The following is a 16,588-nucleotide window of genomic DNA, read 5'->3' on the forward strand; positions in this document are numbered from 1 at the left end:
AGGAAAGTTTTTGATTAAAAAATATACGTGTAAAAATGGTGTAAGAATTGTTATGGAGAATATACCAACTGTACGCTCGGTTGCGATTGGTATATGGATCCACGCAGGTTCAAGAAATGAAAATGAAAAAAATAATGGGGTTTCACACTTTTTGGAACATATGTTCTTTAAAGGGACAGAAACGCGAAGTGCAAGAGAGATTGCAGAATCATTTGATAGCATTGGTGGACAAGTAAATGCTTTTACTTCAAAAGAATATACATGTTACTATGCGAAAGTGCTAGATGAGCATGCTAAATACGCGTTAGATGTTTTAGCAGATATGTTCTTTAATTCAACATTTGATGAGGAAGAACTGAAAAAAGAGAAGAATGTTGTATGTGAAGAAATAAAAATGTACGAAGATGCGCCAGATGATATTGTACATGATATGTTAACGAAAGCAACATATGAAACGCATCCGCTTGGATATCCTATTTTAGGAACAGAAGAAACGCTTGAAACATTTACAGGTGATACGTTACGCCAATATATGAAAGATCATTACACACCTGAAAATGTTGTTGTATCAATTGCAGGGAATATTGATGAAGCATTTTTACAAACTGTAGAGCAATATTTCGGTAGTTACGAAGGAACAACAAATCGTGAACAAGTACATAGCCCAATTTTCCATTTCAATAAAGTAGCACGTAAGAAGGAAACAGAACAAGCGCATTTATGTTTAGGATATAAAGGCTTGCAAATGGGACACGAAGATATTTATAACTTAATTGTATTAAATAATGTTTTAGGCGGTAGTATGAGTAGCCGTTTATTCCAAGAAGTACGTGAGCAACGTGGATTGGCGTACTCAGTATTCTCTTATCACTCTTCTTATGAAGATACAGGAATGTTAACACTTTACGGTGGAACAGGTAGTAAACAATTAGATACACTGTATGAAACAATGCAAGAAACGTTAAATACGTTGAAAAATACAGGTATTACAGAAAAAGAGCTTGTTAACAGTAAAGAACAATTAAAAGGGAACTTAATGTTAAGTTTAGAAAGTACGAATAGTCGTATGAGCCGTAATGGTAAAAACGAATTGCTTCTTCGTAAACATCGTTCTCTTGATGAGATTATTGAAAGTGTAAACACTGTAACAAAGCAAAATGTAGACGAGTTAATTCGCAATATGTTTACCGATGAATTCTCTGCGGCACTTATTAGTCCAGATGGAAAACTGCCAAAAGGAATGAAACTTTAATCGATTTTGTAATTCATTCGCTTTCGGAAATAACCGTATCTCTTTTATATGAGATACGGTTATTTTTTTTGTATATGCAGAATAGGTACTTATTATAGGATAACCTTCATGAAAAATAGGATAGGGGGAGATTTAATGCGTTTAAGTGAATTAAGTGGTAAAGAGATTGTGGATTTAGAAAGAGCAGAAAAAATGGGAGTTTTAGGTCATGCAGATTTAGAAATTGATGAGAGAGATGGACAAATACAAGCGCTTGTTATACCTGCTGGGAAATGGGGAGGTTTTAAAAGAGAACAGCAAGAAGTGAGAGTAGAATGGAGCAAAATTAAGAAGGTGGGAAATGATATGATACTGTGTGATCTTACGAACCATTCAAGATCGTAGTGAAAGATGACCATTTTGGTTGTCTTTTTTTATCTTTATATAAAGAAGATAAATCACGTGTGCTTTTTGTTTTTCAATCACCTCAAACTCGTACAATACATATGATGTGGAGGAAAAAGAAAAAGTAGGCATTTTTCTTATAAATGAAAGAAAAAGAAGGTGAATTAGGGGATGTTGACTGAGATGCATATTGCTGTCATAGGAGGAGATGCGCGGCAGCTAGAAGTAATTCGCAAGCTAGTCGAACTGGACGCGAAACTTTCATTAATAGGGTTTGAACAGTTAGATCATGGCTTCACAGGGGCAGCAAAGGAAAGTATACAAGATTTAAATTTCACTTCTTTAGATGCGATTATTTTGCCGGTTGCAGGGACGAATGCCAAAGGAGAAGTAGATACTATTTTTTCAAATGAAAAAGTTTCCATAACGAAAGAACAAATTGAAAAGACGCCAGAAAACTTTACTATATATTCAGGTATTGGTACACCTTACTTGGAAAATCTCGTATCTACTACAAATCGCAAACTTGTAAAATTATTTGATCGTGATGATGTTGCAATCTATAACTCTATTCCGACCGTAGAAGGTACACTAATGATGGTTATTCAACATACTGATTACACAATTCATGGATCGAATGTAATGGTTTTAGGATTTGGTAGAACTGGTATGAGTGTTGCAAGAGCCTTTCAATCATTAGGAGCACATGTCAAAGTTGGAGCGAGACGTTCGGAACATATTGCTCGTATTACAGAAATGATGTTTTCTCCTTTTCATATGCAAGACATAGAGAAAGAAGTAGGCAATATCGATATTGTGATTAACACAATTCCGCATCTCGTTGTGACAGCGAATGTTATTTCAAAAATGCCAGCTCATACGTTAGTTATTGATTTAGCTTCTAAGCCAGGTGGCACGGACTTTCGCTATGCGGAGAAGCGTGGAGTGAAGGCACTATTAGCACCTGGTCTTCCTGGGATTGTTGCACCAAAAACAGCAGGACAAATATTAGCGAATGTTCTTTCTCAGTTATTAATAGCAGATGCAATCGCAAAGGAGGAGGATGAGAAATGAGTTTGAAGGGGAAACGAATTGGTTTCGGATTTACAGGTTCACATTGTACGTATGAAGAAGTTATGCCACATTTAGAGAAGTTAATTGCAGAAGGTGCAGAAGTACGTCCCGTTGTTTCTTATACTGTCCAATCAACAAATACTAGATTTGGCGAAGGGGAAGAATGGATTAAAAAGATCGAAGAAATAACAGGGTTTAAAGCAATTAATTCAATTGTCGGAGCAGAACCACTCGGACCCAAAATCCCGCTAGATTGCATGGTAATTGCACCGCTAACAGGAAATTCTATGAGTAAATTTGCAAATGCAATGACAGACTCTCCAGTATTAATGGCAGCAAAAGCAACGCTTAGAAATGGAAAGCCTGTTGTGTTAGCTGTTTCGACGAATGATGCTTTAGGACTTAATGGGGTAAATCTAATTACACCAACAAGGTGACGACAAAGCGCGAACGCTTATATGTCGCCATCTTGAGGGAGCTTAGGGTAAAGCACAAGTTCGAAATCATCAAGTCTTTGCCACGTTTCTTTCTTATAAACGGCCTTTTCTAAAACCGACTTTAGTAGGCTGTTTTTCTTTTTTGGATCATCTGTTTTAAAGTACAGATCAAGAACATGCTCCACTTGAGGTATTGTATCTTTCTTTACTTTTTCCTTTTTTATTTCTGTTTTAATTTCTTTCTTTAAGTTTTCCATCGTTGAAGTAATTTCATTAATACGATTGGAAATTACATTCGAACGTTCTAAAAACATATCGACAGTGTAAACGCCACGCTCTAATAAATCGTGTAAATTATTTTTTTGTTTTTGGACATCCACTAATTCTTTTTCAAGCTTACGTAATGCAACTTCATTCATTTGAATAACTTGCGTTTCTTTCAATTTGTCATCTTGCTTATTTTTTTCAAAGTCAGCTTTATAATCGATATACCATTCTTTTAAAGCCTCGAGTAAACGCTTTTCAATTAACTCAGTATAGCTTGATTTGTTTTCGCAGCCACGGTGTTTACAATCCATAGCTTCTTTTCTATTTTTCGGATAACGTTGGACCATGCTGTAACCACATTTACCGCATTTAATAATACCAGCCAGTGGATTTTTAATTCCGTTTGTATTGTAAGGAACGTGATACCTTGAATTTAATTTATCTTGCACTTGTTCAAATAAACTTTCGGATATGATAGGCTCATGTTTTCCATCAGCAATAATCCAATCTGATTTATCTTGCCTTGCACAACTACGCTTTACAGCGTCAGGACGTTTCACTTCTTTTCGTTTTTGCCAAGTTACTTTTCCGATGTATACATTGTTTTTTAATATATCTAAGATACTGTAGGGGTTCCATTCGTTTCCTAACTTACTTTTGTAGCCAAGATCATTTAACTTGCTTCTGATTGCGTTAGCGCCCATATCCTCATTTGCATACCAATCAAATATCATTCTTACAACAGAAGCTTCTTCTGAATTAATCGTTAAAGTACGCTCTCGCTTATTTAAACGATGGATATCATATCCAAAGGGCGCATGTGTACCAAGGTAATTCCCAGCCTCTACACTAGCAATACGACCTCGTTGCATACGGCGTGTAATAATCTTTAACTCCTTACGTGCCATAAATGCTTCAAATTCGCTGTATTCTTCATCCCACTCATCATTAAGGTCATAAGTCTTCCTTGGTGTCATAATCTTCGTATTCGAGCGTTTAAACGTCTCTAAAATGATTCCTTGCTCTTTCATACCACCACGACCTAAACGGTCCATATCCATGCAAAGAACAGCATCATATTTGTTATCTTCAATTTCTTCAAGTAGCGCCAACATTTCAGGGCGTTTCACTAAGCTCTCACCAGAAACAATTTCCTCACGGACAGCTAAAATATTTAAGTTCATTTCCTTGGCAATTTTCAACAGGGTAGAACGGTGCTTTGCTAAAGTTTCACCTTCGCCGCGTGCTTCGGCTTCGAGATCGGCACGGGATTTTCTTAGGTAGATTGCGGTTTTCATGGAATTTCCTCCCTTTAATAGTTATTATAAACTCTAATAATGAATATAGAAGTATTCTTTTTTTGTGAGAACATATGTTCTTTTTATATTAGGGGTACCGCCACATCGCTATCAAGCTAAGGTTTTATTACACCCCCAGAACGAAATTTTTAGGCTTTCTTGTAATGAAAAATCTCACTTCTTATTTGAAAAAAGATAAGAAGTGAGATTTTTTGGATACTACCAATAATGATACGTTATGTTAACCTCACATGAATATGATATATAGAGAAGGTTACCTCTGATTAGTATGGAATACAAACTTAAAGAAATCATTTACTCGGAGGGCTATATATGGACAAAGAATATGAAGAAACATTTGTCAAAAAATTTTTTTCTAAGAGATTACGTGACAGGGTTCTATTTGAATTATTTTCTCCTAAAAAAAGAAGAGATGCCTTATGGCGTTTAAATCATAACTACAACGTTGTCTTGAATGAAAAATACATCGTAAGCATCACACAACGTATAGCTAACACCGACGAACTCCTACAACTATTAAAAAATTATGGTGCCCAGGATAGCTGTTATGTTATGTCCTTAAACGAAGATGTAGACGGTAAGCACTTACCTTTACACATTGCGGTAGAAAAAATAGCCTTCTATGGTTTGTCTTCTATCATTTCATGTGTCCCAGACAAACTCGCATATTTTCAAGCTGAGCAAGATTACGGTCCCCGTGAAAGATATCTTTTAAAAAGAAATTGAAAATGCTTGGAACATTTTTTATAAATCGACTTCCGGTAACGATAATTATGTAAATGAGCTGTCCATATGGACGGCTCATTGTATATCTTTGTTTCATTTAATTTTTCTTACAAGAATCTGTATACATTTTTAAACGGGCGAATCCACCCGGAACCCCATAAATCTCTGCAACTTCTTGAATAGATAAATGAGTATCTTGATAAGCAGAAATCATTTCATCGGTAAGTAATAACTCCACAGCAAATGTATTTGCTTCAATTTCTAAACGATCCACTGAAAAGAATGTTTGATTACGTAAGAAGGGGGTGTTTGCTTTAGGGTGAAGTATAGCATGCCCTAATTCATGGGCACACACAAAACGTTGAGCGGTTTCATCAATTTGATTATTAATATGAATAAATTTAATGCGTTTATATGTGTTGTAAAAACCAAGAGTATTCCCAAGGTCTTCAAACAACACTATAATATTTTTTCGTCTTGCAATTTCAAATGGATTTGTTGTTTCATGCTTTTCTGCGATTTTGAGTGCGTATTCTTTAATTTCCATTTCTCGCTCCGTTCAATCTTTTTTGTACTTGTTTGGAGTGAATTTTTGTTTTGCTAATTGTTTTGCCATGCGCATTGAGTTCTCCAGAGAAATACGAATCATTTCTTTTGTATGGTCGTCTATTGGTTCTCCGTCAAACATTAACGCTTCATCACTGTTTTCTAATTGTTCAAGAGTTTTCTCTAAGTCACGAGCAATATCACGACTATCTTTTTTTGTTAAGTCAGGAAGTGTATTGGATACTCTTGATTCATCTTCTCTTCCTAATAAATAATCTGTTGTTACTCCTAAAACATTAGCTAAATCTTTTAGCATTTCGTTTGAGGGAGTGCTATGTCCGTTCTCATAGTTACTTATGGTGCCTTTAGTGGTATTTACTTTATTGGCTAATTCTTGTTGAGTAAGTTGACGTATTTTACGTGTTTCTTTTAATCTTTGTTTCAACATTTTTAGCACCTCCCGTTAATAAAAAGTACAAAGATATTGTACCTTATGCAAATGAAATATTAAACTTTGTACAAGAAAATTGTACAAATGTGTTGACGTACAAGAATCTTATACTTATAATTAAAGTACAAGTTACTTATACAAGGGGCGAGAAAGTGAACAAAAATATTAAGTTAATTAGAGCTAGAAAAAAAAGTGAGTTAACGCAACAAGAACTTGCAGGTAAAATGCAAGTTACAAAATCTACAATAAGTAATTGGGAAAATGGTTATAGTAATCCAAATCTTGAAAAAGCTATAAGATTGGCTGCCATTCTTAGGTGTGATGTAAAAGATTTAATTTGATGTATACAAGTACAAGAATATTATACTTTTTTTAAATTGGGAAGTAGGTGAAAAAATGACAGCAACTAACATGGCAGTACCAACAAATCAGTCGCATAAACATATAAAAAGCTCTTCAAGAGGTGACACCATGAGCCAACAAGAAGAATATGCAGCGACTTATGAATTTGGAAAAACGAAAGTCCATGTTGTGGCTCCTGAGCCAAAATCACAAAAGGATATTGATAAACTCCTTCAAGCATATTACAAGGCTGGTTGGGCCATTATCAAAGAAATGCAAGTGAAAGAAAACATTGAGGAATAGTTCCTCTCTTTTTACATGAAAAATAGACAAGTTACATATGTACTAAATTCATTGTAACCATTTGAAAACTAAATATGGAGGCGAACAGATATGGGAACAAGCATATACTGCAATTCAGCAATAGGGGAATTATTACAGAATGCTAGAGAATGTTGTGATAATGTTCAGCTGAAAACGAAGAAAGGACTATCTAAGTACCTTGGCATTACACATGAACGCTTAACTCGTATTGAATCTGGACTTTCTAAACCAGAATTTGAGCTTGCGATGGATTGGTGTCATGCAACAGGAGCAAAGTTGAATCAACAAGCGATTAAACATATTTATGGTGTTGGTTTACCGCCAACAGATCCACGTTTAACTCAAGATGTGAATTTACAATTGATGAACTACATTAAACAGGCTGAAGAGGGGATTAAAGCAGCGAAGGAAATCATGAACTTACAAGTTGCAACAAGGTCATGGAAGCTTGATGAAAAAAAGAGACATGAATACGCAGTTCATGCAAAAGAAATCTTCGATACAATCCAAGCTACTCAATGTGTAGTACAAGCTTTGGAACAAGTTCATTTTGGCATTATGGAACAAATACAAGGAAGTTGGTTGCGAAAGGCTATGGCGGAGAACGTTATTATTCAATCGGTGGATAGCTTAATGACTTTAACAAAGGTGCTGTAGAGGAGGAAGAAAAATGACAGTAGATTATCAGAAACCTAGTTTAAGAGAATACAAGGAATTAATTCGCTATGATGCAAAACTAACTGGTGAAATTAAAATAGCGCAAATACTTGGTGAGGATTCAAAGACAGTTGAGTTAAAGCAAGAGAAGAAGTTAGTGGGGATTCGAATCAAAATTATTGAAGCATCATTCACGTTAAAACATAAATGGGCAAAAGAAAAAGCTACCGCCTGAGAACAGTAGCTGGCAATATATTTTACAAAATAATTATAACATTTTATTCATTATTTGGACAAGCTACTGTGCTTGTCGTTACAACCAGAAAGGGATTGTTCCTCCATCCCCTACAATGCACCTTTCTGGTTGTAACGATGCGTACAGCATCAACTCAAATAGAAAGGAGATGTAATTCATGACACATAAATACGATCGTCTTCATGATCTAGTTCTCCCAGGAGACTTTTCATTTGCGAATAAACTTCATAACTGTATGGTTGCATGTATTCATAACATGTTTTATGCAAAATCAGCCGAAGAATCAAATCATTGGGAAGAAGAACTGGAACGATGTATGAAAGAATTTAAAATGCTTCGTGATACAAAAGAAGAACATGAGGCATCGATGAGTTATCGTGTAGTGATTAAAGATTTAAGATTTAAGAGCAAGAGGAGTTAATGCCTCTTTAGTAACACGTAGAAAATAAAAAATCTACCACTTGGCAGAGTGATAGATAAATAGCTTTGGAAAAAATATTTGAATTAATTATATCAAATTAGCATTCGTATAACAACGGAGTGTGTTGCATGCTTTTAGACAAATCATTACATAGAGTGTTGCTGAACCCTAAGGTATTTCAGCAAGCAACCTCAGAGCAACACCTAATTTACTTAGTAAACCAATATCTCAAAATAGGATACAAGAATTATCGCTTATTACGTGTAGAGGACGGATTTGCGATATGTAAACGGGAGGATGAATAATATGGCAGTTTATAGACCAGTACATGTTTCATTTTGGCAGGATTCATTTGTTTTAGATCTTACACCGGAGGAAAAGTATTTCTACTTATATTTGATGACAAACAGTAAAACATCTCAATCAGGAATCTATGAGCTTCCACTTCGTATCATTGAAACTGATACAGGGTACAACCGCGAAACTGTTATGAAGCTATTAGAACGCTTTGCAGAGTACGGGAAAATTAATTACAACAAAAAAACAAAAGAGTTGTTCTTAATCAACTGGTTAAAATTCAATCCGATTAAAAATGTGAACATTGAAAAGTGTGTATTAAAAGAAATTCAATCTGTGAAGGACCAGGATTTTTTAGTTGATTTCTATGAAACTTGCTTGGAATTAGAAGTACAACAAGAATTTAAGATTCCAAGAATTAAGGAGTATTTATCGGCACGTTTGGAGGGGCTTATAAGGGGCTTCCAAGACCCTAGCAAGGAAGAAGAAAAAGAAGAAGAAAAAGAAGAAGAACAACAACAAGAAAAACGCGCAGGCGCTGAAGAAGTCGTTGAGGTTAATCCAATTTCTTTTTACGAGCAGAATTTCGGATTCATTACACCTTTTATCGCAGATGGTATTCACGCTTGGATAGATGATTTAAATGCAGAGCTAGTTGTAAAAGCTATGGAGATTGCTTTAGAGAAAAATACGAGAAACATGTCTTACGTAAATACGATTTTACGAGATTGGCATCTTAAAGGTTTTAAAACGATAGCAGATGTGGAGGTGGCTGATAAAGCATTTCGCGCTCAACGATTAACAAAAGTGCAACAGCCGACACAAATACCTTATCAACAAAAAGGCTTATCGGAATCTACTAAAAACGTAATACAGCAGCAACAATCATGGGAACAAAACATTCCAACGGATGAAGAACTTGCAAAACTTAATCAACAGAATGGATGGTTCAATGAGTAACGATATGATTCGTAACGCAGAAGCTGAACAAAGTGTTTTAGGTAGTATTATTCAAGAAGGTGATTTAATTAAAGATTGCCAACTAAAGCCAAAGCAGTTCTCTAATCCAACACATCAAGCGATTTTTAAAGCGATGAGAGAGTTAGAAGATGCTGAGGTTCCAATAGATCTTGTCGCTCTCATGGGAAAATTCGATGAAAGCTTTATGAATCAAATTGGTGGAATTGAATTCTTTGTAAACCTGACAGAAGTTGTAACAACAACTAAAAACTTCTCGTATCATGAAGGTTTAGTGATTGAAGCTTGGAAGATGCGACATGCTCAAGAGGTTGCTGGCAACTTATATAATCGTCTTCAGCATGAAAGAGATATAAATGCTATTAGTACATCGATTGATGAACTAAGCGCTATTGAAGAAACAGGTTATTCAGATGAATTTAATCTAAAGGAAACCCTAGTTGATCTGTATAAGAACATGCAAATTGATGTAGGAGATCTAACCGGTATACCAACTGGTTATGACGACTTAAACAGAATGACAGTAGGACTACAAGAAGGCGATTTAATTATTGTCGGTGCCCGTCCTTCGATGGGGAAAACAGCATTTGTATTAAACATTGCTTTCCATGCAGCGAGTGCTCATACAGCAACAGGAGTCTTTTCGCTAGAGATGGGAGAAGAACAGTTACTTAAGCGTATGATCTCAAGTACTGGAAATATAGATGCTACGAAATTAAAAAACCCTAAAAAGCTATGTAATTTAAAGGATTGGGAAAAGATTAGTCAGGCTATGGGCTTGATAAATGATTTACCACTAGAAATATACGATAAAGCTAATGTAACGATGCAAGAGATTTACGCAAAGACTAGGAAACTAAAGCGCAAATACCCAGACAAAAAGGTGTTAGTCGCAATTGATTACTTGCAGCTTATTGTAGGTGACCCAAAGCACAAAGGAAATCGTATGCAAGAGATTGGTGAGATTAGTCGTAAGCTAAAACTTATGGCAAGAGAGCTAAATGTATGTGTGGTTGCATTATCACAGTTAAGCCGTGCTGTTGAAAGTAGACAAGATAAAAGGCCGTTACTCTCAGACTTACGTGAAAATGGTCGAATTGAGCAAGATGCGGACTTGATTGCATTCTTATATCGTGAAGATTATTACGACCGTGAAACAGAAAATAAAAACATAACAGAAATCATTTTAGCGAAACAGAGAAACGGTCCAGTTGGTGTTGTTGAACTAGCATTCATTAAAGAGTTTAGTAAGTTTGTAAATTTAGAGCGGAAGTTCAGTCACCAACAGGAGGCCTAATCATGTTGTTACGTCAGGAAGTAGAGCGCAGAAAACTAGCAATCATTCGTAAATTATTGGGATTAGGACTATCGGAAATTAATGGGCAAACATTAGATCAACTAACATTAACGCAGCTTGAAGGAATCTTAATTGCAAGCTTGCAGGTATTGGAGGGAACAAGCGATGATAAAGCAGCTAACAATTTTTGATGTTGAACGAGTTGTGTCATTTGATCCTAAGAAGGCTCATGTTCATCGGTTAAATTCTAAACTACGTTTTGCTGACGTTGTTGTACAAATACCACGCCAAGCAAAGGCGATTGACGAATTAAAACCAACGACAGCGCCAGATGATCGTTACGAATTATTTGAGGATTACACAATTGGGATTTGGCGTTATAAGCGAGTGGAGGATAAACAGTTTGATTGGGAAGAAGCTGAAGAGATATGTAAGCGAGCAAGGGATAGCAAAGAGCCGATTCCAATACGGCTTCATCTATCCTTGGAACAATCGTTTGTTCCGGAGAATGTTGTGCAGTATTTATAAGCAAATAAAAAAGCCGAGAATACTCCCGACTACTTTCGACAAAGTAATTATATCATGGGAGTGGTGAATGTGGCGATTATTAAAGAAGATATTGCAGAAATGAGAGCGGAAATTTCTTTAGCTGAAAATATGGTTTATATCGTGAAAGATGGACAAGTTCGTCAAATAGAGCCGCCGATAAGTGGTCATGGTGAGCAGTCCTTGATATACAAGAATAAAAAAGTAATTCGTATTGAAAAACGAGAATCAGAGTTGATTTAGCCTAGCTTTTATTTTTTTAAACAAGTTGGAAATTGGGGTAATAATAAACCTTGAATTTTGTTCAGGATGAAGACTCAGTGAACAATTAATGAATATAAGGAGAAATCCCTGCGGGGGCAAGGATTTCGGAGGGGAGAGGCTATTGTCGTACTGTGTCGAAATTTGGCGTATTCGACAAATTAATATTATCACGAATTTTCAAGTAATTGTGATGTTCGATGTGTCAAAAATGTGTACGAATTTCACATAAAAGCGTTATTGTAAAGAAAAAGAACAGCTAGCAAAAGCTAACTGCTGTACTTAATTTATGGCTTATTCCAAAAAAGAGACATACCACCAAAATATAAAATTATTAAAAGGAAAATTACTATGAAAATAACTGAAGAAATCTTTTTCCATGAGTTTTTCATCAATAGACCTCCTTTATTAAGAATATTAACATCTATCTAATATTTGAACAAAATAGTTATTTTAACAACAAAAGCCCTAGCAGGGGAGCTAGGGCAGGGGATGGGGTATTAAGAATTGCCGAATTAATAACGAATGACATCTTCGAATGAATTTAGTGTAACACACAAACTTGTATACATCTGTTACAAAATCATGAACAAAGGGGAATGAGAGATGAAAGTATCAGAACTGGTTATGAATCTATTTGAAGTAGACAAGAAATACGAAATAACAATCTTTGATCCAGACAATGGTTTTTTTGAATATAAGTGTTTTGTGGATGTGAAAACCGAAGAGAATTTATACATGAATGTTTTTGAACCGTCTGAGATAGGAGGGCATTGGATTCACTGGACAGATGTGGATGCTGTCGAAGAAATTGAATAAAAGCGTTATTTTATATAAAATAATCCCCTGAAATCTAGGGGATTTAGGAAAACATCTATGAAAAATTATTTTATAATGACTGGCATTCTTTTAGTTTCAAATCTTTCGAATTCTATAGGACAATATGCAAACGTTGCTATAGGTTCTGAAGTTTCGTTTGTAAAAAAAGTGTGGTTAATTACTTCACCAGAAGAATAAAAAGTAATTTTGGTTTTTGATATAGGAGGAAGCGTTATTACTAGTGGTTTACTTGTCATACTGATCAGCTCCTAAATTATTTAGTTTTATATGAACTTAATATGTATTCAATAAATGTATATGAATTCATTTTATAAAGTTAGTACTTTGTGAATTGAGAAATTCAACAAAATAGTTATTGTATGATGTTAAAAATTAAAGAACCTGTTAGTTATAACAGGTTCTGCGTACAAGGAATTCAAGGAATACAAGGAAACTGGTCCAGAGAAACCTGTGTATTCCTTGGTTTAATAGTAATGTATTCAAAGCAAACAAAAAAATGAATAAAAGCTAAAAAAATCCTTATTTAGTAAAAAGAAATCGTGTACAAAAAATGTACACGATTATAAAGCAACTATGTCTTGTCAGTTTATTTTATGTTTGCTGTATGTAAAAGGTGACACATCTAAATAAATTAAAAGAGCACTTTTACAAGTGCTCTTAAGACCAAGACTCTTATTGTAAAAGAGTACATGATAATATATGTGACTTTTTCTAAGTAAGTGAATCATTTGACCAGAATTTTTATTTGAAAACTAAAGAGCGCTTTCCAAGGCGCTCCTCAAGTCAAACGAAAATTGAAAAAGAATACCACATGATAGTGTATGTATGCTGTGTAGGTCTGTGCAGTTTTACAACAAAATCTTTATTTCATAGTAAGTAAGAAAGAGCACACATATAAGCGTGCTCTTAGAAAGGTAAGAATCTTATGAGTGGAGATTCTCCATACAATAACATATGCTTGTCTAGTTTAAGTGTGAAAGGCTTTTTAACCAAAAAGCTATTTAAATAAGAGAAACCCCGTTTGTCTGCGGGGCTTCTAAGGGTAATCGTCAAGTAATGACGTACTCGACTAATTAACCATATCATGAATTTTTTGGTAAAAATACTGGTAAATGTGTCCAAATGAATGGGGCATCATTTTGAACCAAAACGCTATTTGAATTGAGAGTACACATGCAGAAAAGAGCGCCTTTATCTAGCGCTCCTTGAGAGGTAGTTCTATGCCTAATGAATCGCCATTCAAGACTAATATATGAGCAACAAACTAAAAGGTGATAATAAAAAACAAAAGAACAGCTAGCAAAAGCTAACTGCTCCATTGCAACTTGTTAAAAAAAGAAAAAGGTCGCTATTCAGGAATTGAACAACTTGTAGATATTATGTGGAAGTTTTGGGATTTTATTCAGATAAATTACAAAAGCAGCTAGCAAAAGCTAACTGCTTAGCCCCAAGGAAGAGAGAGGAGCGCTTGATTAGGTCTAAGGCTGAAATAAGGGTTTTAGATGTTAAGACCTTAGACCTAAATATAGTATAGATCTCACTTCAGAAATTATGCATATAAATTGTATTCCTACAAAAATGGTTAAAAAACAAAGCAGCTAGCTCAATTAGCTAACTACTTGTTGTACAAAAGAAACTAGGCCCTACAAGTAATGTTTCATGAACTGTAACGTAAAGTTACAGTTTTAGTATAAACTGGTTTGGAAATATTATGCGGAATGAAGGAAGCTTAATAAAAATTTCATTTTGTAGAAAAAAGTAAAAAGAGCACTATCAATTAGTGCCCTTTGTAAAAATAGCATAAGTGGCCAGCTCACGTTATAAAGAGAGGTAGAATTTAATATATTCAAAACCTGCTTAAATGGTGAAAACAAAAGAACAACTAGCAAAAGCTAACTGCTCAGTGGGGAATGGAGATCTCGATTAGTACGGTTACACATAAGAGATTTCCGGCTGTTTACCAGCCTATCTACAGTATTGCCGGAATATTGAGTTTTATTCAGGGGAGGAAGAGGAAAATGAACAATTCTAGACTGTTCCAACTTGGTTTTGGTCTGCAACATCAGAATCGAATGTGTTTGTTGCGCTAACACCGCTAAAGGCATTGACAACAAAACCGACATTGGATGATCCTGAACCATTATAAGCCTTCGTATTTTCCTTTGGAGAAACGTTATAAAAATCACCTAAGTTGAAAGAACCGTTACTATTTTGTACAACCAGATTTCCAACAACAGATGGCATAGGTTTCACCTGCTTTCCTAGGAAGTATTTAAATTAGTATATGGTGTATGCGTCTAGAGGTTCATCTGGATCTGAAAATTTTGAAATGAAGGTTGTTTGAAAACTTAACAAAATAATCCTTTGAATAGAAAAATAGATAAATTGTGTAAAAATGGTATAATAAATAAAAATTAAATATTTAGTCCTACTGGAAGAACCAGCGGACATCAAACCATAAAGGGTATTAGTGATAGTGCTCTATGGTTTGGTGTCCGTTTTTTTATTTTCATTAATAAAACAGATAAGGAGTGTTTATATATGACGCAATTAACATTCTTACCAAAAATTGATCGTAAAGCAACACAAGTACGTTTAGAAGAGGTTCTTGAAAACGTTCGTATTTATAGACAGTTTGGAATGATTAGAAATGAGATGAAGGTCACAGCTTCTTGCGAGATAAGATATCACGGTCCTACAAACATGCTAGGCAAGCCAGCTGAAGATGTTGCTTTAGCAAATGTTGCAATGAGTGAAAGAGAAGTGAAATTACAACGCTTATCCTTTCAAATTGATAAGGCATTAAGTCGCTTTAGCAAGAATCAAAGAGACATCATTGTAAAGCGATATTTAGAAGATGAAGAAGTCTTTGATTACATGATTTATAACGAGGTTGGAATGAGTGAACGTACATACAGACGCAATAAATCTAATGCTTTTTATAAACTAGCATTTGCTCTTAGATTAGAAGTATATGAGGCAGAAGAGCATTACGGAGGGGATGACCGATGAATTTTGTTCAGCCAATACGTGATCCAGAGCAAATACAACAGATTAAAGAATATCTGAGGGAAAACAATGAGCGCAATTATATTTTGTTTGTAATGGGGATTAATACAGGTTTGCGGATCAGTGATATTTTAAAACTAAGAGTTAGTGATTTAAAAGGAAGCCACATCTCAATGAGAGAAAAGAAGACAGGGAAACAGAAACGTATTCAATTAACTCCATCATTAAAAAGAGAACTACGTTGGTACATTGAAGAAAGAGATGACAATGAGTATTTAATTAAGAGTCGCGAAGGAAAGAATAAACCGATTGGACGCAGCATGGCATATAAGATACTTAGAAGTACAGCAGCAGAGTTTGGATTAGATGAGATAGGTACACATACATTACGTAAGACATTTGGATATCATATGTACATGCAAACAAAGAATATAGCCTTGTTAATGGAGATATTCAATCATTCATCCGAAAGAGTTACATTAAGATACATAGGTGTGAACCAAGATGCAATGGATAAGGCTATGACTCGATTTAAAATATAGAAACGTCCTTTTTATTTTTTACTTTTTATAATTACCCATTTTTTATGTGTTGTGTAACCCAAAAGGGAAAGTGTTATGAAGCTATGAATATCAAGAGCTCTAGCGAAAGGGTCAGTTACACAAAATATAAGATATGGGTAAGTGGTGAAGAAGGTATTTATAAGTATAAAAAAAGGAACCTATGCAGGTTCCTTTTTTATTTATCACAAGCTAATCCGTCACCATCTCTATCTAACTTAGAGGAATAAGCAGGGTGATCTCTTGTGATATTTGAGAATCCAGCTGCTTTGGCTTCTTTACAGCTTTTAAAATTGTAATTTCCTTGAGGGAGATCATTGTTTGGTTGTTGCTGTACGCTTTGC

At 35.0% G+C, this 16,588-nt stretch carries 22 protein-coding genes and 2 pseudogenes; 18 read left to right on the forward strand and 6 right to left on the reverse strand.

The features are described 5' to 3' along the window. Positions 1-10 precede the first annotated feature (10 nt). The 4 genes and pseudogenes from MR071_RS18445 to dpaB form a co-directional block, all read left to right on the forward strand. Positions 11-1,252 carry a M16 family metallopeptidase gene (locus tag MR071_RS18445; RefSeq protein ID WP_002088150.1) on the forward strand — a complete coding sequence of 414 codons (1,242 nt, stop codon included), beginning with the start codon at positions 11-13 and terminating at the stop codon, positions 1,250-1,252. Positions 1,253-1,387: 135 nt separating this feature from the next. Then, on the forward strand, positions 1,388-1,636 hold the full coding sequence (locus MR071_RS18450; RefSeq protein WP_105586456.1) for a YlmC/YmxH family sporulation protein: 249 nt from the start codon (positions 1,388-1,390) through the stop codon (positions 1,634-1,636). A 171-nt stretch (positions 1,637-1,807) separates the two neighbouring features. Then, complete coding sequence (gene dpaA, locus MR071_RS18455) at positions 1,808-2,710, forward strand: dipicolinic acid synthetase subunit A (protein ID WP_002160749.1); 903 nt, start codon at positions 1,808-1,810, stop codon at positions 2,708-2,710. Beyond that, positions 2,707-3,132: pseudogene (gene dpaB / locus MR071_RS18460) on the forward strand (dipicolinate synthase subunit B); the annotation flags it as partial. The gene dpaA and the pseudogene dpaB, both read left to right, overlap by 4 nt. A gap of 32 nt (positions 3,133-3,164) precedes the next feature. On the opposite strand, the gene MR071_RS18465 reads toward dpaB, so the two are convergent. Then, the gene (locus tag MR071_RS18465) at positions 3,165-4,712 is read right to left on the reverse strand and encodes a recombinase family protein (protein WP_242237395.1); all 1,548 of its coding nucleotides are present in this window, start codon (positions 4,710-4,712) and stop codon (positions 3,165-3,167) included. A 333-nt stretch (positions 4,713-5,045) separates the two neighbouring features. On the opposite strand from MR071_RS18465, the gene MR071_RS18470 reads away from it, so the two are divergent. Then, on the forward strand, positions 5,046-5,459 hold the full coding sequence (locus tag MR071_RS18470; RefSeq protein WP_242237398.1) for a hypothetical protein: 414 nt from the start codon (positions 5,046-5,048) through the stop codon (positions 5,457-5,459). A gap of 97 nt (positions 5,460-5,556) precedes the next feature. Here the strand turns inward: MR071_RS18470 and MR071_RS18475 are convergent, their stop codons facing one another. Both MR071_RS18475 and MR071_RS18480 read right to left on the reverse strand, forming a co-directional pair. After that, positions 5,557-6,006, reverse strand: coding sequence for an ImmA/IrrE family metallo-endopeptidase (locus tag MR071_RS18475; RefSeq protein ID WP_242237401.1), 450 nt, complete (start codon positions 6,004-6,006; stop codon positions 5,557-5,559). A gap of 12 nt (positions 6,007-6,018) precedes the next feature. Further along, positions 6,019-6,453 (reverse strand): helix-turn-helix domain-containing protein, encoded by a 435-nt coding sequence (locus MR071_RS18480; protein ID WP_242237404.1) that lies wholly within the window; start codon positions 6,451-6,453, stop codon positions 6,019-6,021. A 155-nt stretch (positions 6,454-6,608) separates the two neighbouring features. Here MR071_RS18480 and MR071_RS18485 point away from each other — a divergent pair, with 155 nt between their 5' ends. The 11 genes and pseudogenes from MR071_RS18485 to MR071_RS18535 all read left to right on the forward strand — a co-directional run bounded on the left by MR071_RS18485 (position 6,609) and on the right by MR071_RS18535 (position 12,654). Then, the gene (locus tag MR071_RS18485) at positions 6,609-6,797 is read left to right on the forward strand and encodes a helix-turn-helix transcriptional regulator (protein ID WP_242237408.1); all 189 of its coding nucleotides are present in this window, start codon (positions 6,609-6,611) and stop codon (positions 6,795-6,797) included. Between the two features lie 55 nt (positions 6,798-6,852). Then, complete coding sequence (locus MR071_RS18490) at positions 6,853-7,101, forward strand: hypothetical protein (RefSeq protein ID WP_242237411.1); 249 nt, start codon at positions 6,853-6,855, stop codon at positions 7,099-7,101. Between the two features lie 90 nt (positions 7,102-7,191). After that, positions 7,192-7,779 (forward strand): sporulation sigma factor-processing peptidase, encoded by a 588-nt coding sequence (locus MR071_RS18495; protein ID WP_242237412.1) that lies wholly within the window; start codon positions 7,192-7,194, stop codon positions 7,777-7,779. A gap of 13 nt (positions 7,780-7,792) precedes the next feature. Further along, positions 7,793-8,014: an RNA polymerase subunit sigma gene (locus MR071_RS18500; RefSeq protein ID WP_242237414.1), complete on the forward strand. Its 222-nt coding sequence runs from the start codon at positions 7,793-7,795 to the stop codon at positions 8,012-8,014. A 178-nt stretch (positions 8,015-8,192) separates the two neighbouring features. Next, positions 8,193-8,484, forward strand: a pseudogene (locus MR071_RS18505) (hypothetical protein). Positions 8,485-8,762: 278 nt separating this feature from the next. Then, on the forward strand, positions 8,763-9,713 hold the full coding sequence (locus tag MR071_RS18510) for a DnaD domain-containing protein (RefSeq protein ID WP_242237416.1): 951 nt from the start codon (positions 8,763-8,765) through the stop codon (positions 9,711-9,713). Continuing rightward, entirely contained in the window at positions 9,706-11,028 is a 1,323-nt protein-coding gene (gene dnaB, locus MR071_RS18515) for a replicative DNA helicase (protein ID WP_242237426.1), read from the forward strand. The genes MR071_RS18510 and dnaB overlap by 8 nt, the downstream gene beginning before the upstream one ends. 2 nt (positions 11,029-11,030) lie before the next feature. Continuing rightward, entirely contained in the window at positions 11,031-11,219 is a 189-nt protein-coding gene (locus tag MR071_RS18520; RefSeq protein WP_002128777.1) for a hypothetical protein, read from the forward strand. Continuing rightward, the gene (locus MR071_RS18525; RefSeq protein WP_242237418.1) at positions 11,194-11,556 is read left to right on the forward strand and encodes a cell division protein SepF; all 363 of its coding nucleotides are present in this window, start codon (positions 11,194-11,196) and stop codon (positions 11,554-11,556) included. The genes MR071_RS18520 and MR071_RS18525 overlap by 26 nt, the downstream gene beginning before the upstream one ends. Positions 11,557-11,625: 69 nt before the next feature. Further along, positions 11,626-11,817 carry a DUF3954 domain-containing protein gene (locus MR071_RS18530; protein WP_002192662.1) on the forward strand — a complete coding sequence of 64 codons (192 nt, stop codon included), beginning with the start codon at positions 11,626-11,628 and terminating at the stop codon, positions 11,815-11,817. Positions 11,818-12,441: 624 nt separating this feature from the next. After that, on the forward strand, positions 12,442-12,654 hold the full coding sequence (locus MR071_RS18535) for a hypothetical protein (protein ID WP_137077379.1): 213 nt from the start codon (positions 12,442-12,444) through the stop codon (positions 12,652-12,654). Positions 12,655-12,719: 65 nt separating this feature from the next. On the opposite strand, the gene MR071_RS18540 is transcribed toward MR071_RS18535, so the two are convergent. After that, positions 12,720-12,911, reverse strand: coding sequence for a hypothetical protein (locus MR071_RS18540; protein ID WP_242237420.1), 192 nt, complete (start codon positions 12,909-12,911; stop codon positions 12,720-12,722). A 1,792-nt stretch (positions 12,912-14,703) separates the two neighbouring features. Further along, on the reverse strand, positions 14,704-14,919 hold the full coding sequence (locus MR071_RS18545; RefSeq protein WP_078181526.1) for a spore germination protein: 216 nt from the start codon (positions 14,917-14,919) through the stop codon (positions 14,704-14,706). 297 nt (positions 14,920-15,216) lie between these two features. On the opposite strand from MR071_RS18545, the gene MR071_RS18550 reads away from it, so the two are divergent. Both MR071_RS18550 and MR071_RS18555 read left to right on the forward strand, forming a co-directional pair. Then, positions 15,217-15,687, forward strand: a complete 471-nt coding sequence (locus MR071_RS18550; protein ID WP_242237422.1) for an ArpU family phage packaging/lysis transcriptional regulator — start codon at positions 15,217-15,219, stop codon at positions 15,685-15,687. Continuing rightward, positions 15,684-16,226, forward strand: coding sequence for a site-specific integrase (locus MR071_RS18555; protein WP_242237424.1), 543 nt, complete (start codon positions 15,684-15,686; stop codon positions 16,224-16,226). Before MR071_RS18550 ends, MR071_RS18555 begins: the two co-directional genes overlap by 4 nt. 196 nt (positions 16,227-16,422) lie before the next feature. Here the strand turns inward: MR071_RS18555 and MR071_RS18560 are convergent. Then, on the reverse strand, positions 16,423-16,588 hold a 166-nt coding region (locus tag MR071_RS18560; protein WP_242237428.1), incomplete at its 5' end, for an excalibur calcium-binding domain-containing protein.

This window comes from Bacillus cereus group sp. BfR-BA-01316 (assembly GCF_022664195.1).
GTDB lineage: Bacteria > Bacillota > Bacilli > Bacillales > Bacillaceae_G > Bacillus_A.

Excerpts from the sequence above, each read along its gene's own strand:
- MR071_RS18450 (WP_105586456.1), top strand. The coding sequence starts at position 1,388 with ATGCGTTTAAGTGAATTAAGTGGTAAAGAGATTGTGGATTTAGAAAGA.
- dpaA (WP_002160749.1), top strand. The coding sequence starts at position 1,808 with ATGTTGACTGAGATGCATATTGCTGTCATAGGAGGAGATGCGCGGCAG.
- MR071_RS18465 (WP_242237395.1), bottom strand. The coding sequence starts at position 4,712 with ATGAAAACCGCAATCTACCTAAGAAAATCCCGTGCCGATCTCGAAGCC.
- MR071_RS18470 (WP_242237398.1), top strand. The coding sequence starts at position 5,046 with ATGGACAAAGAATATGAAGAAACATTTGTCAAAAAATTTTTTTCTAAG.
- MR071_RS18475 (WP_242237401.1), bottom strand. The coding sequence starts at position 6,006 with ATGGAAATTAAAGAATACGCACTCAAAATCGCAGAAAAGCATGAAACA.
- MR071_RS18480 (WP_242237404.1), bottom strand. The coding sequence starts at position 6,453 with ATGTTGAAACAAAGATTAAAAGAAACACGTAAAATACGTCAACTTACT.
- MR071_RS18490 (WP_242237411.1), top strand. The coding sequence starts at position 6,853 with ATGACAGCAACTAACATGGCAGTACCAACAAATCAGTCGCATAAACAT.
- MR071_RS18495 (WP_242237412.1), top strand. The coding sequence starts at position 7,192 with ATGGGAACAAGCATATACTGCAATTCAGCAATAGGGGAATTATTACAG.
- MR071_RS18500 (WP_242237414.1), top strand. The coding sequence starts at position 7,793 with ATGACAGTAGATTATCAGAAACCTAGTTTAAGAGAATACAAGGAATTA.
- MR071_RS18510 (WP_242237416.1), top strand. The coding sequence starts at position 8,763 with ATGGCAGTTTATAGACCAGTACATGTTTCATTTTGGCAGGATTCATTT.
- dnaB (WP_242237426.1), top strand. The coding sequence starts at position 9,706 with ATGAGTAACGATATGATTCGTAACGCAGAAGCTGAACAAAGTGTTTTA.
- MR071_RS18520 (WP_002128777.1), top strand. The coding sequence starts at position 11,031 with ATGTTGTTACGTCAGGAAGTAGAGCGCAGAAAACTAGCAATCATTCGT.
- MR071_RS18525 (WP_242237418.1), top strand. The coding sequence starts at position 11,194 with ATGATAAAGCAGCTAACAATTTTTGATGTTGAACGAGTTGTGTCATTT.
- MR071_RS18535 (WP_137077379.1), top strand. The coding sequence starts at position 12,442 with ATGAAAGTATCAGAACTGGTTATGAATCTATTTGAAGTAGACAAGAAA.
- MR071_RS18540 (WP_242237420.1), bottom strand. The coding sequence starts at position 12,911 with ATGACAAGTAAACCACTAGTAATAACGCTTCCTCCTATATCAAAAACC.
- MR071_RS18545 (WP_078181526.1), bottom strand. The coding sequence starts at position 14,919 with ATGCCATCTGTTGTTGGAAATCTGGTTGTACAAAATAGTAACGGTTCT.
- MR071_RS18550 (WP_242237422.1), top strand. The coding sequence starts at position 15,217 with ATGACGCAATTAACATTCTTACCAAAAATTGATCGTAAAGCAACACAA.
- MR071_RS18555 (WP_242237424.1), top strand. The coding sequence starts at position 15,684 with ATGAATTTTGTTCAGCCAATACGTGATCCAGAGCAAATACAACAGATT.